Origin of the sequence: Symmachiella macrocystis, assembly GCF_007860075.1 — a bacterium.
GTDB classification, from domain to species: Bacteria; Planctomycetota; Planctomycetia; order Planctomycetales; family Planctomycetaceae; genus Symmachiella; species Symmachiella macrocystis.
Genome location: NZ_SJPP01000001.1, coordinates 2,260,798 through 2,281,672, shown reverse-complemented (window position 1 = coordinate 2,281,672; position 20,875 = coordinate 2,260,798). Strand labels below are relative to the sequence as shown.

General features: G+C 56.1%; 13 protein-coding genes. 8 read left to right on the top strand and 5 right to left on the bottom strand.

The window, feature by feature from the left end; all coding sequences use genetic code 11:
• Positions 1-20 precede the first annotated feature (20 nt).
• The 4 genes from CA54_RS08840 (at position 21) to CA54_RS08825 (ending at position 4,813) form a co-directional block, all read left to right on the top strand.
• Positions 21-1,196 carry a mandelate racemase/muconate lactonizing enzyme family protein gene (locus CA54_RS08840; protein ID WP_146370429.1) on the top strand — a complete coding sequence of 392 codons (1,176 nt, stop codon included), beginning with the start codon at positions 21-23 and terminating at the stop codon, positions 1,194-1,196.
• A gap of 120 nt (positions 1,197-1,316) precedes the next feature.
• The gene (gene larA, locus CA54_RS08835; protein ID WP_146370428.1) at positions 1,317-2,591 is read left to right on the top strand and encodes a nickel-dependent lactate racemase; all 1,275 of its coding nucleotides are present in this window, start codon (positions 1,317-1,319) and stop codon (positions 2,589-2,591) included.
• Positions 2,592-2,715: 124 nt separating this feature from the next.
• Positions 2,716-3,855, top strand: coding sequence for an aminotransferase class V-fold PLP-dependent enzyme (locus CA54_RS08830; RefSeq protein WP_146370427.1), 1,140 nt, complete (start codon positions 2,716-2,718; stop codon positions 3,853-3,855).
• A 292-nt stretch (positions 3,856-4,147) separates the two neighbouring features.
• A complete protein-coding gene (locus CA54_RS08825) occupies positions 4,148-4,813 on the top strand; it encodes a hypothetical protein (RefSeq protein ID WP_146370426.1) in 666 nt (221 codons plus the stop codon).
• Positions 4,814-4,886: 73 nt separating this feature from the next.
• Here the strand turns inward: CA54_RS08825 and CA54_RS08820 are convergent, their stop codons facing one another.
• Positions 4,887-6,575 carry a serine/threonine protein kinase gene (locus CA54_RS08820; protein ID WP_146370425.1) on the bottom strand — a complete coding sequence of 563 codons (1,689 nt, stop codon included), beginning with the start codon at positions 6,573-6,575 and terminating at the stop codon, positions 4,887-4,889.
• 419 nt (positions 6,576-6,994) lie between these two features.
• On the opposite strand from CA54_RS08820, the gene CA54_RS08815 reads away from it, so the two are divergent.
• The 3 genes from CA54_RS08815 (at position 6,995) to CA54_RS08805 (ending at position 8,852) form a co-directional block, all read left to right on the top strand.
• A complete protein-coding gene (locus CA54_RS08815; RefSeq protein ID WP_197532308.1) occupies positions 6,995-7,474 on the top strand; it encodes a metallophosphoesterase in 480 nt (159 codons plus the stop codon).
• A 129-nt stretch (positions 7,475-7,603) separates the two neighbouring features.
• A complete protein-coding gene (gene tadA, locus CA54_RS08810) occupies positions 7,604-8,092 on the top strand; it encodes a tRNA adenosine(34) deaminase TadA (RefSeq protein WP_231963008.1) in 489 nt (162 codons plus the stop codon).
• Positions 8,093-8,252: 160 nt separating this feature from the next.
• Positions 8,253-8,852, top strand: coding sequence for a hypothetical protein (locus CA54_RS08805; protein ID WP_146370423.1), 600 nt, complete (start codon positions 8,253-8,255; stop codon positions 8,850-8,852).
• A 300-nt stretch (positions 8,853-9,152) separates the two neighbouring features.
• Here CA54_RS08805 and CA54_RS08800 read toward each other — a convergent pair whose 3' ends face one another.
• The 4 genes from CA54_RS08800 to CA54_RS08785 all read right to left on the bottom strand — a co-directional run bounded on the left by CA54_RS08800 (position 9,153) and on the right by CA54_RS08785 (position 17,630).
• Entirely contained in the window at positions 9,153-12,551 is a 3,399-nt protein-coding gene (locus CA54_RS08800) for a hypothetical protein (RefSeq protein WP_146370422.1), read from the bottom strand.
• Positions 12,552-12,762: 211 nt separating this feature from the next.
• Positions 12,763-13,191, bottom strand: a complete 429-nt coding sequence (locus CA54_RS08795) for a VOC family protein (protein ID WP_146372328.1) — start codon at positions 13,189-13,191, stop codon at positions 12,763-12,765.
• A gap of 132 nt (positions 13,192-13,323) precedes the next feature.
• Positions 13,324-15,741, bottom strand: coding sequence for a hypothetical protein (locus CA54_RS08790; protein WP_197532307.1), 2,418 nt, complete (start codon positions 15,739-15,741; stop codon positions 13,324-13,326).
• Positions 15,742-15,827: 86 nt separating this feature from the next.
• Complete coding sequence (locus tag CA54_RS08785) at positions 15,828-17,630, bottom strand: GTPase domain-containing protein (RefSeq protein WP_146370421.1); 1,803 nt, start codon at positions 17,628-17,630, stop codon at positions 15,828-15,830.
• A gap of 430 nt (positions 17,631-18,060) precedes the next feature.
• On the opposite strand from CA54_RS08785, the gene CA54_RS08780 reads away from it, so the two are divergent.
• Positions 18,061-20,850 carry a HEAT repeat domain-containing protein gene (locus tag CA54_RS08780; protein ID WP_146370420.1) on the top strand — a complete coding sequence of 930 codons (2,790 nt, stop codon included), beginning with the start codon at positions 18,061-18,063 and terminating at the stop codon, positions 20,848-20,850.
• Positions 20,851-20,875 lie beyond the last annotated feature (25 nt).

Below are 20,875 nucleotides of genomic sequence, written 5' to 3'. Positions count from 1 at the left end.
TGCGTTTCAGGATGCGTACGATGCGAATCATCCAAGTATTGGAGCGGACGGCGGCTATGAAGTCGTCGATTCGCAATTCCGTGATCGATTTTTCGCAGATGACGACATCTTGCGTAGCGGTGGTGACTGATGTCGTGCGCGACGGTCAACCGGTGATCGGTTACGGTTTCAATTCCAACGGCCGTTATGCACAAGGAGGGATCTTGCGCGAGCGGATCATTCCGCGCTTGTTGGCCGCCGATGCTGAGGCATTGCTGACGGACGATCAATCCAACATTTGCCCCTTCAAAGCGCAGCAGGTGATGTTGGCGAATGAAAAGCCGGGCGGACATGGCGAGCGATGCGTAGCAGTCGGCACGGTGGATATGGCGCTATGGGATGCAGTCGCCAAGATCGCCGGCCAACCGTTGTATCGTCTGTTGTCGGAGCGCTACAACAACTCACAAGCGGACGAGCGGGTCTATGTTTATGCCGCAGGGGGATATTATTATCCCGGCAAAGATCGAAGCGGACTGCAAGAAGAACTGCGGCGCTATTTCGACATGGGGTATGACGCCTGCAAGATGAAAATCGGCGGCGCTACTTTGGACGAGGATCTGCGACGCATCGAAGCCGCCTTGGAAGTCGTCGGGGACGGCAAGCATTTGGCGGTGGATGCGAATGCGCGTTTTGATGTCGAAACTGCTTTGGACTATGCTGCGGCACTGGCGCCGTTGGGGCTCAAGTGGTACGAAGAACCAGTCGGACCATTGAACTACGCGGGACATGCTCAGGTCGCGGAAGCGTATGAGGGGCCGTTGGCGACGGGCGAGAATTTGTTTTCGATGGCCGATGCCCGCAATCTGATACGGCACGGCGGACTGCGGCCGGATCGCGATATTTTGCAATTCGATCCGGTGCTGAGTTACGGCTTGGTGGAATATTTGCGAACACTAGAGATGTTGGTCGAGCAGGGGTGGAGCCGTCGTCGCTGCATTCCCCATGGGGGACACCAATTCGCACTACACATCGCTGCGGGGATGGGACTGGGGGGCAACGAGTCGTATCCAGAAGTCTTCCAACCGTTCGGCGGTTTCGCCGACGACAGCCCGATCGAGAACGGGTACGTCACATTGCCGGACGTGCCGGGGATTGGAATGGAACTGAAAGCGGAGTTGATGCTGGAGTTTGCGGCATTGGTGGCGGGGAGGGTGTAGTCGGCTCAATGATCGCATGCTGGTCGTTCGTGGCCGCGTACGCGTATAATTACGTGAGTGTTTTTGATTGTCTCCATAGGTTTTAAAACCTTTTCAAATAAATGAACGGGATGTTTGCTGATGCGTGTGCAACTCGATTATGGGAAGACCGGGCTGGATGTGGAATTGCCGGATGACCGGGTGGTGGGGCTGTTGCAGACCCAGGATGCGGAGCCGCTGACAGATCCTCAAGCGGCGATTCGGGCGGCGATTGCGGACCCGATCGGCACTCAGCCGCTCTCAGAGTTGGCCCGTGGGAAACAGACGGCCTGTATTGTCGTATGTGATATTACGCGGCCGGTCCCGAACAAACAGATTTTGCCGGAATTGCTTTCGACGATCGAACAGGCGGGGGTCCCGCGCGAGGGGATCACGATTCTTGTGGCAACGGGTCTGCATCGTCCCAACGAAGGGGACGAGTTGGTCGAATTGGTCGGAGCGGACGTCGCGGAGAATTACTGCTGCGAGAATCATCACGGCAAGGTGCTCGACGAACATACATATCTGGGAACCACCGAGCGGGGCGTGCCGGCTTGGATTGATACGCGGTATATCGAAGCGGAACTGAAGATCACCACGGGATTGATCGAACCGCATCTGATGGCCGGGTATTCGGGGGGCCGCAAATTGATTTGCCCCGGGATTGCTGCGTTGGAAACGGTCAAGATTTGGCACGGACCGGACTTTTTAGAGCACCCCAAAGCAGACCAGGGTTTCTTGGAAGGCAATCCGGTGCACGAAGAGAACACATTGATCGCCAAATTAGCGGGTTGCGATTTCATTGTGAATGTTACGCTCGATAAGGAGCGTCGCGTAACGTCGGTGGTGGCCGGCGACATGGAAGAGGCGTTTCTGGCAGGTGTGTCGTTCATCGAAAAACATGTGAAAGCTCCGCTGCCCGAAGCGGTGGATGTGGTCGTGACCTGCAGCGCGGGTTATCCGCTGGATACGACGTTTTATCAAGCGGTCAAAGGGCTGACCGGAGCGTTGCCGATCGTCAAGCAGGGAGGGACGATTGTGATTGCCGCTAGTTTGACCGAAGGGATTGGCAGTCCGGAATTCCAAAGTCTGTTCGACGACAATGCGTCGTTGGAGATCTTCATGGAACGGATTTTGGGCAAAGAGTATTTCGTGATGGACCAATGGCAACTCGAGGAACTGGCCAAGGTCCGCCGCAAAGCGAAAGTCAAATTTGTCACCGACGGCCTGCCGGCCGAGACGATCAACGGTTTGTTTGTCGAGTCGGCCGCCACCGTTGAAGAAGCGGTCGCCTCGTCGCTGACGGAATATGGACCTGAGGCTCAAGTGGCGGTGATTCCCCAAGGTCCGTATGTGCTGCCGACGGTTGGTGCGTGATGGTGTGCCGTTGGCAGCTTGTCCGTTCGTGGTTTATGGGTGACGTGTATCACACTGCTGGGTAAGCCCGCAGTAGCACCCGTTAAAGTGTTCGCCGCCGTAATGGGAGTCATCATTTCATCTCATGCCCCAATGGTACGAACAACTGCGCTCGCAAATGCCGGTGACACAGAAGTGGGCGTACTTTGACCATGCAGCCGTAGCGCCGCTAAGTTTGCCTGCGCAGACGGTGCTTCAGGAGTGGGCGGCGGATGTGACGGAGAATGGGGATGCGAATTGGGGTGCGTGGCGCAAAGAGGTAGAACGCGTCCGCCGCACTGCTGCCAAATTATTAAATGCCAAACAGGCAGAGATTGCGCTGATTCACAATACGACCGAAGGGGTCAATCTTGTTGCAGAAGGATTTCCTTGGAGGGCAGGGGACAACGTTGTGCTCCCTGCGGGTGAGTTTCCCACGAACTTGTATCCCTGGTTGAACCTGGCGGACCGCGGTGTCGAAGTGCGGCAAGTGGCGACGGAGCGGGAGCGTTTGGATCTAACAGCGGTCGCAGCTGCCTGTGATGAGCGGACGCGGATCGTGTCGGTCAGTTGGGTGGGGTATGCCACCGGTTGGCGAAATGATTTGGATGTGTTGGTGGAGTTGGCGCACAGTCGAGGGGCCTTGTTGTTCGTCGATGCGATTCAAGCGCTGGGCGTGCAACCTTTGGATGTCGCGCGTACTGAAGTCGATTTTCTCGCTGCTGATGGGCACAAGTGGATGCTTGGTCCCGAGGGGGCGGGCGTCTTTTATATGCGGCATGAACATCTTGAGCGATTGCGGCCGTTGGGCGTGGGTTGGAACAGCGTCAAACAAGCGGGGGAGTTTAGCGACAGTCGTTTTGATCTGCGCGAGACGGCCGGGCGGTATGAAGGGGGTTCGTACAACATGCCGGGCATCGCGGCGCTCGGTGCATCGCTCGCGCTGTTGAGCGAATATGGCGTTTCAGCGATTGCTTCGCGAATTGATGACGTCGGCAACCAGCTTTGCGATGCGCTCACTCAGCGCGGGGCGACGATTGTCAGTTGCCGCGAACCGCAGCATCGTTCGGGCATTGTTGCTTTTGATTGGCCGACAACGGAGCCGCTCCCAGAAATCCAGCGCCGCTGCCGAGAGCAGGGTGTGATTCTCAACACGCGCGGCGGGCATCTGCGGGTCAGTCCGCATGCGTACACCAACGCGGATGATATTTCGCAGCTCTGCACGGCCTTGGAAGCGACATCGTAACCGGCGCTTTTCGCCGCCGCAGAATTGTTGCGACCGCTGCATTGCTCGCAGACCGCATCATCCGCGCGAACAGACAAAATTGCTTGATGCGTGCCGCAGGAATGCGTGGGCTATAGTTGTGAGTGGCCGCAGCGAAAGAATGCCGAATCAGCAGCGTTTCGACCTGAATTTCTGGCCAATTTCGCGGATATCACGCCGATAGAAGATGCAGCGGGCGGTACCGCCGCGCGCCTTGGTTTTGAGCGTGATTCTCGTCTTGGAAAATTGTGTGTGTCGTTGTGGGAGAAATGTGATGGCGGGCTTGCTGAACGGAAAACAATATTTGTGTCGGGTCGCTCTCCGGCCGTTGGTCGTCACATTCCTGGCGTTTTTCTGCTTTGGCCCAAGCACGACAACAGCGGCTGATCCGAAAGCGGATGCGGTCAAAAATTTCCCGAAGTATTCGGTGTTTTCCAAAGGCGTGGAGAAATATTTCGGTCGGAAGCGGGGATTTCGCGACGGCGATATCATTTCGCAGTCGGAGGTTCGCGAAGTGTTTCGCAAGTTGAAGTCGATGGGCTGGGTGGTCACCGACCAGAAGGAGATTTTGGCTCAGGTGTTGCCGGATAACGATTACATGGTCCGGCAACTGCGCACCAAAAAGGGCCGCGTCTTTATGGCCGATCTGTCGAAGACACCCGCGGCGTATGACCGGTTGGAGCGGTTTCTGCGGCTGCCGCTGAGCAAGCGGGAATTTCGCGGTTTGCTCAACGGTCCCGATGGCTACAAGATGTTTTCGTATATGGTCACCTCACGCGGCGGCAAGGCATTGGGGCAGCAGCTTTCCAACATCAAACAAGGGCGCAATTTCAACAAGCCGACGGGTCATATTTATACCGTCGACCAGTTGGTGAAGCGACTCTCGGAAAGCCATGCGAACTACGTGGCGGGCCTGAAGACGGCGGCGGCGAAGAAATAACGAGTGGGATCGAGCCTGCCGATGCTCTCCCTACGGTCTACGGACTAAAGCCCAAGGCCGCGTTCTCCCTCCGCTATTGTCGCGAATCGTAGTACCGATTGAGGACGCGTACGCGGTAGACTTGGTGGGCGATGACGAAACCAATGACCCCTTGGACGGCGGCATAGATGATGCCGTAATGGAATAGTGCGATTTCTTCCGGGCGCAACCACGCGAACACGGCGAAGGCGAGGATCGTCACCATTGTGGTGAACACGACCAAACGCACGCGGAAGAACAAACCGGCGGCAGCGATGATCATGGGATAGCCGATCAGCAACGGTCCGACCGGTGGGTCGACGATGGCCAGCAGAATGGTCAGCAAAATGGCATCGGTCGCGCACCACGCAAAGCGGGCGAAATTGGCGAGGTGTTCTTGATTGAGCATCCATTGAAACATGAACGCCGTTAAGCCCCATAATCCGAGCAACACCAGCACGTCGCGGTGAAAGCTCCAATCGTATCCGTCGTAGGAATACTTGGCCTGCACGACGAGGATGGTTAACAACAGCGCCCCTAACCGCGAGACCAATGCCGGTTCGCGGCGCGCCCAGCGGCGCAGTTGGTAAGCAAGTCCCACCGGCCGCGCTTCGACCGGTTCTCGTTTGAGAAAGCGGACCAAGTCATCGGCCAGCGCAGTCGCGGAGGCATAGCGTTTTTCGGGACGTTTTTCTAAGCAGCGCAAACAGATCAGTTCCAAATCGCGGGGGATATGGCGGTTGAGCTTGGTGGGCAAGGTCGGTTCTCCTTCGAGGACCTGCACCAACGTATCGAGCGGGTTGGGTTCCTGAAACGGCGGGCGACCGGTGAGCATTTCGTAGAGAATTGCGCCCAAACTATAGACATCGCTGGCGGCGGTCACCGATGAGGCTTGACCGGCGGCTTGTTCGGGCGCCATATAACTGGGCGTGCCGACAATGGTGCCGGTGCGGGTGAGGTTATCTTCGGTGTTGAAGACTTTGGCTAATCCAAAGTCAGTGACGATCGGTTCGCCGTCCGGATCGATCAGAATGTTTGCCGGTTTCAGGTCGCGATGCACGATGCCGTGTTGATGCAGATAGTCGATAGCCCGTGCTGCAGCGATAATGAATGCCGCTGCTTTTTCCGGAGCATAGATCCGCTTCGTCAAAGCTTCGGCCAAACTGGGACCTTCGACGAAATCCATGGCGAAGAAATGTTGTCCGTGCACCTGTCCGACTTCGTGGACGGCAACGATGTGCGAATGCCGCAGTCCGCCGGCGGCTTTGGCTTCTTCATAAAATCGGTGCACGTCGTCGTGCGAGGCGAGGTGGCTGGAGAGGATCATTTTCAGCGCCACTGCTCGGCCGAGATCCGCTTGCCAAGCTTTGTAGACGACACCCATCCCGCCGCGGCCGAGTTCGGCTTGGAGTTCATATTTTCCAAAGGGGCGAGGAAACCCGGTTTGGAATTGAACGCTCTCGGTTATGTGGACGGCATTGTCAGCCGATGGGTCGGTTTGCGTGTGCTGCTGTTCGTAGTAGACCAGCGTTTGTAATGAATCGTCGGCAGGCGGTGCTAACGAATCCAATCCCTCGAGGCATTTGAGCAACTCGACCAAGTCGGGGTGGTCCCGTTTCAATTGCGCCTGCTGTTGGTAGTCGCCGCGATGGAGTGCATCGTTGTAGGCATTCAGACGGGCGAAGCGGAGTTCTTCGTCCGGATCTAAGGAATCGTCGGAAGGGGAAGTCTCGGTATTAGACATAGATCACTGCCTATCTGTCGCCGGTGAAGTCGCGCGCCGATTCAATACTACAACCACAGCCCACCAATTCCTAGACGTGCGGCTTAGCCGCTTGGTGCGAGCTTCCGCTCGGTTTTGTATGGTCCGCTCCCGTTGGTCGCTTTGCATTTGAGTAGAGAGATCCGGGGGGGCGAAGCTCCGTCAGAGCCGCGCGCTACCGGAATGTGTCATTGTCTCTGGAGATTTTACAAAGCATCCTTTATGTACCGATGCTGCTCAGCGGGAGTTTCACCATACGGTTTGATAGCCGGCGAAATCATCCTCACTTGCAACGCAACGGCGATTGTTTATGCGTCATGCGCGTTGCATTGACGTGATCAACGCTTTTTCGAAAATGGAAACTCGCAAATTAAAGGTCATAGACAAAGGAGATGCGGGGCATGTTGATTGGCATCATTTCTGATTCGCACGATCACCTACCGAGACTGGAAGCTGGGCTGGAGCGGTTGCGAAAAGAAGGGGCTGAGTTGTTGATTCATCCCGGAGACATCATCGCGCCATTTGCCGCTAAGATTTTGGCCAGTTGGCAAGGTCCGTTGCATGTGGTTTATGGAAATAACGATGGCGAGCGGTGCGGACTGAAATCGGTGCTGCCGCAAATCGTCGATGGTCCGCTGCTTGTCGAATGCAAAGGGAAACGGATCAGCGTTGACCACTATCCCCCCGACGACGCGCATCCGCCGGTCGACGATGTGGATGTGATTCTGTTCGGGCATACGCATGAGGTCGTCAACGAGCGCCGCAACGGAACGTTGTATCTCAATCCGGGCGAAAACTGTGGTTGGGTCCATGGGGAATCGACGGTCGCTACGCTCGACACCGACGGGCTGAAGGCGGAGATCATTCGTTTGGACGTATAGACGGGCATAAAGAGTCGCCAGGGTTAAAAAAGAGGCGGCTGTGTGTTCTCGATCTCGCCGGTGTGGTACAACCGAATTGAGTCGTTGATCGCCTGAACCCCATTCCATACGATTTGCTGAGACCGGCTGTTGATTCGCCCTCCCGACAATCCGCTTGATGATCATAAGATCTACATGGCCAAGGCATTGGATCAGGCGCGTGCGGCCTATGAGGAGGGGGAAGTGCCGGTCGGAGCGGTGATTGTGCATGGCGGGCGGATTATTGCCGAAGCACACAATCAACGCGAAGCACTCAACGATCCGACTGCGCACGCCGAGATGATCGCCATCACGCAGGCGGCTGAGGCGTTGGAATCGTGGCGACTGCTGGATTGCGTGCTCTATGTCACGCTCGAACCCTGTCCGATGTGCGCCGGAGCGATTGTGCAGGCACGGATTCCGGCCGTGACGTACGGGACGACCGATCCCAAAGCGGGGGCCTGCCAGTCGCTGTATACGATCACCAGTGACCCGCGGTTGAATCACCAGTCGACAATCGTGGGGGGCATTCTGCTGGAGGAATGCCGGGACCTGTTGAGACAGTTTTTCGCTGAACAGCGGGCGCTGGGCAAGAAATAATCCCGCTCTGCCGAATCGCAGAAATGTCCCTCATCGAGGCGGTTTCTGCAGCGGTAGTCTATGATTCGGTCCGCGGAGCGTTATAATTTCCGACGCAGCTGCGCGATCGTGCAGCGGAGTGACCGAGCGTCCCCGTCTATTAAATAAATGGAGTGAATTGATGATGAAGTTACAACGCCTTTCTGTACTGTTTTCCGCAGTCGCCATTGGCATGTTTACCTTGGCCGGCTGTTCCGGGGAAAAGGAAATCGATCACCCGGACGTTCCGACCAATACCGAAGGCCAGCATGATCATGGCCACGAAGGTCCGCATGGCGGGCATATCATTGAATTGGGCGACGAACAATATCATGCTGAGTTGACGCACGATGAAGCGACCCACAGCGTGACCGTCTATATCTTGGATGGCAGCGCAACAAAGGCGTCGCCGATCGAAGCCGAATCGTTGACGATCAATCTGGTCGCCGACGGCGAGCCGAAGCAATTCGAGCTGGCAGCCAAGCCGCTGGATGGCGAAGAGGGAGCCTCCTCACGGTTCACGTTGGAGAGTGAAGAACTGCTGCATGAGATCGAAGAAGAAGGTTCTAAGCCGCAGCTGCGATTCACTGTCGGCGAACAGCAGTTCACTGCCCCCATTGAGCTAGGCCATCATGATCACGATCACGGACACGACCATGACGAACATGGTCATGGCGAAGAGGGGCACGACGATCATGACCATGATGATCACGACGACAAACCGGCTCCAGCACCGGAATAATCCTCCGCATTGCTGCCGTCTCCAGATCGAATATAAAATCGCCGCGCGTTCTCCCAAGAGGACGCGCGGTTTTTTTTGTGTAGATACTTTTACCAGGCCCCTCTCTCAGTTTGTAGGATGCGTCGCGACGCACCTTTCGCACGTAGGACGACAGATTGTCCCACCACAATGTGGTGATGGTCGACAACCGTTGTGCGAAAACCCTCACCCCGGCCCTCTCCCAATGGGAGAGAGGGGTCGGTTTGGGCGAAGATATGAGCGCGCGTACGATTTCAAGTAACTGGATAGCGAGTAGGGTGGCTAATTTAAAATCCACTGTTGCAACAGGAGCAATCCGCCGCTGCCGCTGAGTGGAATTGCCAGTGCTCGGAGGAGATAGTCCTCTGTCCATGAACGGTACGCACCGCGGTCCTCGTTATTGAGCGCCGCAATGATATCTTTGTAATTGGTTTTGGAATTCGAAACGCCTGTTGGGGGATCGGCTTGATAGTCGGTGAGGATGCGAACGAACTTTCTTCGTACGGTTTGAGCGTCGCGTCGCATGTACAGCGCTGCCCAAAACAACGTCACTAACAGTACGGCCCACAGAATGATGATCGGCACATTTATCCGCCAATTATCGAATGTCCCGAGTTGTGCAATATACATCACCAACAAGATGAAAAACGGGTACTGCAGTGTTTTACCGACTTCGTCGGTTCTGCGTGCGACTAGCTCAATCAACTTGCGAAACCCGGCGGCGTTATCGCCGGTTCTCTGCAGCTTATCAATCTCTTTGATAGTTTTCCGGCAACTTCGCACGTGGATCAAAACGAACTGCGTCAACCAGATTAACATTGCGTAGGCAGCCAGTAGACACAACCACGCAACCCATCCGGAAACTGGGCCGCGAAAGGGAAGAAAGGGCCATGATTTCGATCCGAGCAACAGTAGTATGGCCCCAAAAAACAAAACAGACAGGATCGCGGAAATGACGAGGCTGCTCCGCAACGCATGAAAAGTGGGCATCGAATCGAACTGAAACTCTTGAAACGACTTGGTCAGGTCCGCTTCGAGGTTCGTCCTCAGGCTGGCTTCATTTTGTTTGAGATCTTGATAAGAACAACGGAGCAGATACCCGCTGGTCGATGCAGAGAGGGCGAGCAAAATTGTCGACGGCCAGATGCTGATCCCCTCGAAGAGGGCGAACGGTTCGCCGTCGGCATCGCGATGCTGGTGCGTTATGAGCAGCACCACACCAATGACCGCAATGAGAATCAAAATGGCGATGCCCATGTAGGTCCAGATCGATCGGGATGCCTTTTCGTCGGCCGCACTAGCGGTCTCTGGGGTGGGACGAAGCGGGAGGTGAATGCCGAAGTGAATTAGGACTCCGATTACTCCGCTCGCCCAAAGGCGGTTGAAGCCATTGAGCAAATGACGCGCAGCCTGAGCGATGTCCTTACGGACGTTGAGTTTGGGAGGCACCACGATCGCGACCAGAATGGTAAGCAACGCGGCTGAGGCGACAAGTTTTGCTGATTTGTTAAACAGTTGGCCCAGCGTGAGCGACTCGCGGGGGCTGGGGGGATGGAATTTTGCTGAGAGGCTACCCTCAGGATTTTCTTTCCAGCGGGAAAAGATCTTGTTCCATTGTTCTTTATTTTTGGCAGCGGGTGAAATGTCGCCTCCGGTGGTCGTCAATTGATAGGGACCGTGGCGACCGATTTCAAACAGCAACGGTTGCAACGGCTCAAATGTGCCACCGGGTTCCCAAAGATGACGCGGAGCACCGACGAAACGAGCGGCCGGAAAATTTGGGGCCGTTAAGAGACCAACAGCCCGCCGGTCATCGGTTGCCAGCAATGTGGCTAGGAAAAAAGAGGTTTGGTAGCTGTTGCGAAACGGCGGTACGTCTCGCTGTAGGTCGGAGTGCAACATCAATCCGAAGTGCGACGCGACGATGATATTGCGGGTGGTTGGATACTCCGTTTTTCTCCAAAAGTTGGCGTCGAGATCGGTGGTGAAAAACTGGGAATTTGGAAAATTCTTACGTATCGCACGCAGGATCAATAGCTTGTCAAACATGTCGCTGCCCACGACACCGATAGCAGTAATGCCCCGCTTGCCGTTGTCCCGCAATTGTTGGTCGACTTCGGTGAGGTGCCGTTTCAAGCGATCCAGGTAGTCGTATTGCGATTTTCCTTCTGGTTCGATCATGTCATAGACCGGTCGGCCACCGTGATCCAGTTCGTGTCGATTCTTCTCTTTTAATGCTTCGGAGTTCGCTTTCTGGTTGTGTGTTTCGCCGTCCAATCCGCGGAGATAGGCCACTGTTGTGAGACTCATGCTGCCGCCTTGGTTGAATCCTAAAATCGAGTTGTAATTATCAATAATCGCGCGGCCATATTGTGTGTCCCGTTCAGCAATCAGCACAACGTGGCAGTCATTGACTTTCGCCCCGTCTGGCGGCCAGGCGTCACGGAGTTGCAGTTCGTGTTTGACTGCTTTGGCCAGCTGCACATCGGTGCCGATCGTGCGGAACACGATCACCCCTGAGGCGGTCTCGGTTCCGTTGGTAAAGGTAGTGAGCGCACCCTCAGTATTGGGGGGATCGGTGTTTCGCAAATATTGGTGCGCGATCGTAGCCATGGGCGAATAGATGCGAACATTGTCGACAAGATATTCCTGTTTTCCCAAATAGCCGCAGGGCAGTGACTTGGCTTTGCCAGACTCATCCAATTCGGTTGTGTTTTGAGCCGTTGGATTTTTGTTGAAGCAGTGCGGGTTGTCGTTTTCATACGCCATATCGAGCAAGACGTCGGATGTAGACGGACCCAAGATCCGCACGTGCGCGTGAATTGGATTGTCAATCTTCTCTTTCGGTTCCGACGAAAGTGATTGGTCCAGGATTTGGGCAATTGTGGCCAACGGCCGGATGCCCAGTTGTCGTTCGTCGATCCAACAGACCAACACCGGCGTTTTGGGAATGGTCATTGATTCGCGATCGCAAAGATTGCGTCCCGAACTGCAAGTGCAGCCGCCCGATGCTTCGACCACGTCCGGGCAGGTGGTTTCGGTCGGCTTGTTGTCCTCAAAGACCCCGTTGGCGAGGTTGCCGACGTATAACTCAATCGGAATCTTAATTTCGACTTTCTTCGTCTTCGCTGCACCGAGACTGTCAACTTGAATCGGCAGACAGACATAACTAATCCGTTTGTGTAACTTCGGGCGATAGTCACTCAACGACAAACCCGACACAACGGAATACCGAATCCGCATTCGACGTTCTCGGTCATCGCCATAACGGTCGCCCGGTAATAACACGGGCAAAACCACGAGGTTGGCGACCGACTTGGCGGGGCCTTCGCAATTCTGCTTAGCCAAGGCATCCCATATCTTTGAAGAAAATTCCTCTTCGATCGCGTCGCGCAAGTATTTGCGCAATAACTCAACAGAATTTTCACATGACGGATCGGCTTGTGCACACGGATCGGGCTTCTGCTGAGTTTCATAAATCACCGATAGCGGATCTTCCCAAAGTCGCGCGTCGACAGCATCAATGCCCTCTAATGAGGGGGGTGCGGGAAACCCGGCCGTTTCGGAGGCGGGGGGGCGGGCGGTCTTGAGCTCGGGTGTGAACGTCACGTAGCCATAGATAACCATCACGATGGCAATCGTGCTGGGGACGACCAAAGACGTCGACGGTTTATCAGACATCGGGGCACGACCTCACGATACAAGTTCAGCGTGAGGACCGTAACGAACGCTGCCTGCGTCGTCGTAACGATCGAAATCACATGAGTTCGTTGTCGATTGAGAACTGCCGGAGCAATTTGATGGAAGCCGACGCGACGAACCACTCTGTCCAGTGGACAATGGATTGCCGCTGGAATCAAGCACTTTTTTTCGAATGTCGCCGGCAATGCGTTTAGGGAATGATCAAACTTCCATCTTCGCGGAATTCAAATGCTCCCCAGGCGACTTCCCAAAGATGACCGTCGAGGTCACTAAAATAGCCTGAATACCCACCCCAAAAGGTATCCGCCGCCGGCTTTTCAAGCGTAGCGCCCGCCGCCACTGCTTGGTCGAGCACCTGATTGACCTCCGCTTTTTCACGCACGTTGTGCGCCAACGTGATCCCGGAGAACTGACCCCGCTCCGGCACAAGATCGGGTGAAACATCCTCGGCTAATTTGTCTAAAGGATAAAGTCCCAAGCAGGTGCCGCCGGTTTGAAAAAAGATCACCCCCTGCTCGGCCGTGTAGCTGGTGGGAAACCCCAGCCCATCGCGATAAAACCGCAACGAAGCATCGAGGTCATTGACGCCCAGCGTAATGAGACTCACACGAGGTTCCATCTGCAATTCTTCCTGTAATAACATGGATCATCGAAAACCACGGCAAAGCCGTCGGTTTGGGGTGCCAAAACCAGCAACCACAACATCATCTGCCTACTCTTTTCTGGCCACCGGCCACCTCACCACCGGCCACTACTCCGCCTCCCGTATCAACCAAACCTCCGCCACCTGGCAACCACGGCCGTTACGGCCGACGCCTTGTTCGCGGGTCCAGGTGAGCGTCAATTCTCCGTCGGCGGTTGTGGCTTGCGGGATGTCGTATTCGAAGAGCGGTTCGGGCATGCTTTTATCGATCAGCGGATGAATTTCATGCTCGTCGTCCGCCACGAGACGGATTTTAATCCAATCGGTGTCGCCAGCGTAACAGACGCGGAGTCGGTATTTCGCCTGTTTGTCGAGATCGTTGTACTGCATGGTGAGCGGCGCGTTGTGCATTGCTCCGGCATGCCGCCACCAGGAGATGGGGTTCGTAGAAATCACCCCGCGACGGATGCTTGTCCCCAAGAGCGAGGACTCAAAATACTGCGGATCCGTTTTCGCTCCCGGGCCGCGGACCAAGTGTGGTTGCCGCGCGGGGTCGCCCAAGTCGTCGTGGAATCCGCCTGGACCGGGGTTAGTCCAATTGACGATTTTGTCGATCTCTGCCAGCCGCTGTGGTTCATCCTTGAGTTTGCGAATGGCGGCGAAACGTTTTTGTAGCCAGGGGCGATTGTTGAGCGGCATGTCGATCGTATCCAAGTTGGCGCCTCGCTCGATGGCGATTGCGCCGTGTCGCGGCACGCTGAGTTGCATGCGAATGCTTTTGTTGAGCGCGTCCCCCAGTTCAAACACCTTTGCCCGCCATTCCGGCGATGGCGGATTATCCACCGCTTGCATCAACGTCTTCTCAGCCGCATCGATCGCTGTTAGCGCCCCGGTTGGCTCGGCGGTCCGCAATTGTTGTAGAGCCTGTTCTTCCAACGCGGTTTCATAGATCAAGCGGCTACGGACGTAGGCGTCGTAATAGGCGCGGTATAACGCTTGTTGGAATCGCCAATTCAATAACAACTGCGGCGACGCGTCTGCTTCCATGTTTTGGAATTGGGCCAGCGTCGTAGACACGCCTTGGTTGGTCAGCAGTGCACCGCGCCAATTCTGTTCTAATGCCAGCAGTCCCTGGGCAAATTCCTCTTCGTATTGCGGGCCGATAAAATACCGGCTGTATTGCCGCAGGATTTCGATCACCGGCGTGTTGGGATTCCAGCCGAGCATGCTCCAGACAATTTTGTTCACGTCATCGTTGCAGCCTTCGGAGTAGGTGAGGAATCCCTGCGAATGTTTGTACAACAGGCGAAAGATGTTGGCTTCGTCGACCGGTCGGGGGTTGATTCCTTCGCGGGCGATGGTCATCGCATAGGCCAAGTCCCAATCGGGAACGGGGTATTGGCAATGCCGACTGTGGGTGATGTCGGGATAGCGGCGGATTGGATATTTCTTGGGAATGGCTGCCCGCAGTTTTTCTAGCGGGGTCCACACCTGCGGCCCAAACACGACGCCCGCCAGCCAATCGGGTTGCTCGGTTTTGAGGAAATCCAAAAAGATGTCGGTCCACTCGTCACTGAAACTTTGCGGCGAGACCCACATCTCGGCGTGGGGATGATACTTGCGGAGACTGGCTGCCTGTTTTTCCAACAGCGCCATGAGCGGACGCGGATGCGTATGTCCCGGGTCGCCGCCGGGAACAAACACCGCATCAATCCGCGGCAGTTTTTTGAAGACCTCTTCCCATTCCTTCAGGGCGAACTCGACGGTTTTGGGATCGGCATAGTCTTCATCCATCGCTGGATACCAGATCCAAACGTCTTGATCGTATTCGTCGCAGATCCGCGACATCTCGATCATCATTTCCATTTTAGGTAACGGAAAATGCGGGCTAAGATCGTCGTCGTCTGAGCGGGGCGGAATCAACTCGATCGCGTTGTTACCGAAGACGACCAGGTCGCGGATGTACTGATCCCACATCGGCACAGTCCAGGCATCGTAGGAATTGGTTTTGGGACGATAGCCGAGTTGATGTCCCCGTAGCGGGACTTGGGGGGCGGAGGATATCATGAGGTCATCTGGTAGCAGTGCTTGACCAGGTGACATCCGCAGTGCACGCAATAAGCGGCCCACAGCGAACAACAAACCTCGCTCATCATTGCCCATGCAGACCACCATCGGTGGTTGATCGTCGGCCCCAACCGAGAGGCTGTACCCTTCTGCCGGCCAATCCTTGATCTTGTTGAGTGGTTGACCGAACTCAGTTTTCGCCAATCCTTCCATTGTGTTGAGCACAATCACCGGCGCGGTGTTGTCTTTCGCTTGCTGCATGATCGGCCAACGAATCTGCGTCCGCTTCTCAACCTCCTCGACCAACACCTGCGCCGCTTTTTTCTGCAGTTTGGTGGCCTCCTGCGGGGCTAGGATGACCGCCCGCGAAAGGTCCAAATCGGCGGCTGCGACGTCATTGGAAAAAATCCCGCCGAGCAGGACAAGGCCGAGGGCGACAATCAACGTGGGGATTCTCATCGCGGGACTCTCTGGTGGTGCAGGGATTGGAATGTCGCCCTCCAGCGTACAGCGGGTCGGCAGGCATTTCAAACATGCGGAGGCCGTTACGTCTCCACCGGTACCGCTGCTCCCAGTCCCGCTGGTGTCGCAATGTGCCGTCTTAACGACTTTGTAGTGGACGAGAGGACTTCAAGTCGTTCGGTGTGCGTTTCGATTGCTGCGCATGTCGATTCCAGATCGGGGAACAATCCGGTGGCGATTTTGCTTTGTGCCAGCGATTGGGCTAACCCGGCGATTTCGCGGTTGAGCCCCTTGCGTAAGCGACGGGTGAAGAGCATCACCAATGTGCCGGACCAGAGCACCAAAAAAATCCCCGCTGTGACGTAATAGTCCATCGACTTGGGTGGAGCATCGTTGACCGGCATGTCGTAAAAGAAGTTGCGGGCCGGCCAAAAGAGAATGTATCCGACCATCGACATCAACAACAATTCGTACCACCAACGTACGAAAAACCCGGAATGCTTGTCTGCTAACCGGTCGATGAGTTGATCGACCCGCGTTGTGGCGTCCCCGAGGAATTGATCCTCGAGTCGCGCTGCTTCGTTACGGAGTGAATCCAAATTGCCGGGTTGTGCGAGATCGAGATCCAGTTTCGCGGATTGGACGTACCCGTTGATCACAACCTGCGACTCGCGCAGAGCGGCATCGTCGAGACCGAATGTTGACAACCGTTCTAAGCGGCTTTCGGCGCGCTGTTCGCTCCGTTTTTCCGCCAACCAACGGACGCCTTGCGCCGCACCAATCAATGCCACCTGTGCCGACGACCGTGCGCGAAATAATGTAAAACTGGCGATGAAATTGCCGAGGCCGTTGTACAGCCGCAGCACCGATGAAAATGGGCTCATGCCCCAGTTTTGCGTCACCGAAGAAATCAACCGCCGCTCCCACAGATTGCGGCTGGAGAGCAATTCGTCGCACAGTTGGTCCGACATCTTGCCGACCAATTTGTGCCGTTGTTCTTGAAGGATCTCTTCCAGTTCCTGAAGTTGGGGTTGATGGGCGACAATGTTGGTCTGGCAATGATCGAGCGCTGATTGCACCAGATCCACTAGATTGGCGCGGCGAATCAACGTCCGTTGCGAGGCTGCGAGCTGTGTGGTGAGCAGATCCTGCAACCGGCCGAAATCACCCGAAGGACGTTGCCCCGCTTGTTGTTCTCGTAAGGCCCGTAACGAATCGACAAAGAAGACATCGGGGACTTCGTAGCGGCCGTCGAGTTGCGAAATCCAATCGTTGCGAATGTCTTCGTCGACGTCCGCATGCGTCTGCACAAACAACAATCGGCAACCGGTGGCGGCTTGGCCGAGCTCGTCGACGACGCGGGCGGAGCGGTATTTTTGTTGCGTCGACGTGTAGATCAACACGTCGCAGTGCGGCAGTAGCTGATGCAGTTGTTCCAGGTTGCTGCCGGCATTGGCCGCTTCGCTGGTATCGGGGTCGGGGCAATCGATGACGGCGATATCGCGGAGCACAGGGGTATCGCATTTGACAACATCGAGTTTATCCAACGGCAGGCCGAGCATCTCGACATCGGTCTGGGAATGCACGAGCAACATTGGGCGAATGGTGGTTGGCCGTTGGCGGGCACTGGGTGAGATTTCGCGGCCGACGAGCGCATTGACCAATGCGCTTTTACCGGTTCCCGTGCCGCCGAACGTGGCGACGACCAATGGCGATTCCAAGCGGACGCGTAGTCCTTCAATCCGCCGCAACAATCGGCGGACCAGCGCCTGCGACTGTCGCAGCGGTTCCCAACCGATTTCCGGCTCGACCCACTCGTTGAGTTTGGCGACAAGTTCATCGACCTGCGCGAGCATTTCGAGTTGGGCAAGTTCCGGAGCGGTCATCGGGTGAATCCGTCCTCTTGGGCAACTTTCGGGGAGGCAAATCGCGATCAGTCAATGGTCGCACCTCATTGTACCTTGTTAATTCGTTGCTGACACCGGGGATCTTAAGTGCTGGTAGAAAAATGAGATAGATCCATTTTCAAGTTTCCGGCGACAGTTACTACTGCAAGATAAATCATACCAACGACTTGTAGCAAGTGGTGATAGTTCAGTTTTAGCGGACGGCCATCCTGTTTTTGTTCGTTGTTTGCACCGCTTTGTGCATCCAGACTGCACTTTGAGCGTGGGCGGCTTCGTGGTACGCTCCGCCCGTCTCTCCCCCGTCAAAAATCGGTCTATTTGCAGGCTCTCGCACGTCATTTCCGTTGGCGGCAACCGACAACATCGGTGGTCTGCGTCATGATCGGTCAACACTTTCGGCAGTTGGGCTATGAAGCGGTCGTTGGTCAACCGAACGCTACCGGGCGTCCATGGGACGTTGGTGGTCGCGGTCTGCGCCGTCTGTCTGTCGGTCGCGGGTTGCCAGATGTTCGACGTGGAGACGTTGCGGAACCGGTTTGCAGTGTTGTCGGATCAAACCCCGGCGACGTCGCGACTGACCGATGCGATTGCCGATACGCTCAATGCCGATGCCTGGATGGCGAATCATGAATGGTCGCCGGTGACCGAACCGGGATCGCCGCTGCATGGTCTACGAGCTGCGCCGGAGCTGCCTAGGTGGTTGTTTCGTCCAGCAGTCTCCACCGGCAAGCCCTTGTTCATGGTGGAAGATGTGATTGCTGCTTATTACACCGAGGGCAATCAGGATTCGGTGGCGGCATCGACGGATCCGCGCTCGGCAATCGAACGGGAAGCGATCACGCAACTGTCGATCATTGCCCATCGCGACGATTTGGTGGGATGGAATGCGGCGATCCTGTTAGCACACCGCGACGCCCGATCCGCGCGGCCGTTTGTAACGGTCTTGGCGCAACTGGTTGGTGATCCACCGATGATTGGCGACGACCCGAACGAGGAGAACAAGAAATCCACAACCGTAATCGGAAATGCACCGCGGCCGATCTCTCCCGATATGCGGGCCGCTGCAGCCGAGGCGTGGTGTCTGGTTTTGGCGACCGCTGAAACCAATGGCGAAACGGCCATGGCGCTGCCGGGGCATTTGCTGGACGACATGCGACGTGGTCGAGAAGCGCGGCAGATTTTGAAAGACGATTTGCCGATGTCGGTGGAAGGCGAATTGATTCGTGGTATTGGTCGCCGGGTTGCTCCGGTGCGGATTCGCGAATTGGCAGCACTGTTGAATCGTCCGCCGCAGACCGGTCCGCAAGCTTCCGGCGGTGACTTGCGGCGACAGGAATTGCATCGCGCCGCCATCGACGCGTGCGTGCATTATGCAATGACCCAACAAGCCGCCACGGAGGAGCCTGTGAACCTGCATGACGATACGGTCTGGCCGCGCACGCTGTGGAATTGTGATGACGACAACGATCCCTGGGTCCGGAATGGATTCGGGTTGTTGTTGGTGATCACGAAAGATTCGCGCGCTTTGGAGGTCTTGTCGAAACAGATTGCCGATTCCAATAGCGACGTTCAACACCGTGCGCTGCAAAATTTGGGCGTCCTTCAGAACGAAGAAGCTCGCGGCGAATTACGAGAGTACATGACGCGCGAGTCTTTGTTGCGCAAAACGGCCATTCAAGGATTGGCCGCCTTTGGGGATACGGAACTTGTCGGTTACGTCGGCGATGAAGATGCACGCGTGCGGGAAGAACTGGCGCGGCAACTTGCCATGTTTCCCAGCTCCGCATCGGCTGCAGCAATGGCGGACCTGTTAACCGACGACGTATTCTCCGTGCAAGTGGCGGCGGTGGAAGGGGTGAAGCACTGGCCCGATGCGTTGCTGCTGCCGTTGCTATTGCAAGCGGGAGTGGACGGAAATTATCAAACGCGGGATAACAGTTTGGCGGCCTTTGCTCGTCGCACAGGTAGAGTGGTCCCACCTTTCCGCCCGGATGATGAGTACTCGTTACGGTACGACCGCGCGACTCAAATTGCAGCGACGGCGGGGATCGCCTATCCACCGTTGCATGAGGCTTCGCAAGCGAGGGTGGAATCGCTGACACGCGTCGATACTGAGCGCGTGGAGGAGATCGCCCAACGTCTAAAAACCGCTGTCAGTCTGGGGGGTGCAGCGGCTGGAGGCTTTGAAATTGAGTGGTTCCGACGTCTGAAACCAGAAGACATGCCGTCGGTGGAGAAGGTGTATCACCGCAGCGAACCGGCGGCGCGGTCTTTTCTGTTGCGCGAAATTCTTCCGCACTTGGCGCCCGAATACGATGCTCTGTTGCGGATGGACGATGCGGACGTCAAACGTCGTCGCGCCGCTGCAGCGGACTTACGAAAAATCGGAAATGCGCGCACCTTGTCGGATATCGTTTTGGAACAGTTGTCTGAACTGTTGGTTCGCGAAGAGGACACCGTGGTTTGGCGCGATGTGATCGCCGCTATCGAGCAGGATACCAGCGAACCGGTCACGCGGATTGTGCAACTGGCAGTCAATCATCGTTGGCCCGATGTGCGGCAGCACGGTTGCGACTATGTGTTGAAACATGGACGCCCTGAATTCGCCCTATGGATGCAGGCGTTGTTTCAGGACTCCAACCCGATGGTGCAACTGACGGCAATTCGTGCCGCCGGACAATGTCGCAATCAACGGGTTTTGGAAGACCAGGTGGATGACAAAGGCAATGTAACGCTGATTGGCCTCAGGCGGTTGATGACGTCCTTCACGGGCGAAAAACATATGGCGGTTGTCGGCAGCATGGCGCGGCTGTTGGATCCCGGCGGACTGGACGAATTGAATCGAATCAGTTATTCCGGCGATTGGCGGACGCGTGTTTTGGCCATCGATGTGATGGCGGCCACCGGCCAGACCCGTTTTGTGGACCGATTGATCGATGTGCTGTGGCTGGACCGAGAGGCACGACCTGAAGTTCATCAAGCAGCACTGCGGGCGATTGAAGCTTTGATTCCCGTGGAAGAACACCCGGAGGAGTTGAATCGTTTGGCGACTCCTCAACAACAGGCAGCGACTTGGCACGGCTGGTGGGAGCAGCGTCGGCGAAAATTTCCGACAAATTCCCCACAATCGGCCGGAAACGGATATAATCGGCCGCAACGGGCCCAGCAGGCGGCAATGACCGGCCCTACGCCCCGTTGATCCCTGTCCGCAGGATTAGATTTGA